Below are 302 nucleotides of genomic sequence, written 5' to 3'. Positions count from 1 at the left end.
GAGTCGTGCAGCAGCCGGCCCACCAGGGTGGACTTGCCGTCGTCGACCGAACCGGCGGTCGCGAACCGCAGCAGCGTCGTCTCCGACAACTGCCAGGTCGCCGGCGGCTCGGCGGGTTGCGTGGTGCTGGTCATGGTTAGAAGTACCCCTCGCGCTTGCGGTCTTCCATCGCGGCCTCGGACATCCGGTCGTCGGCGCGGGTGGCACCGCGTTCGGTGAGCCGGGAGGCGGCGATCTCGGTGATCACCTTCTCGATGGTGTCGGCGTCGGAGTCGACCGCGCCGGTGCAGGACATGTCACCG

General features: G+C 69.5%; 1 pseudogene. It reads right to left on the bottom strand.

Annotated elements, in window-relative coordinates:
- A pseudogene (locus HTV45_RS35120) lies at positions 1-290 on the bottom strand (hypothetical protein); the annotation flags it as partial.
- Positions 291-302 lie beyond the last annotated feature (12 nt).

The organism is Streptomyces sp. CHD11 (assembly GCF_018638295.1).
Lineage (GTDB): Bacteria > Actinomycetota > Actinomycetes > Streptomycetales > Streptomycetaceae > Streptomyces.
The sequence above is the reverse complement of the archived record's forward strand: the minus strand, read 5'-3'. Positions and strand labels throughout refer to the sequence as shown.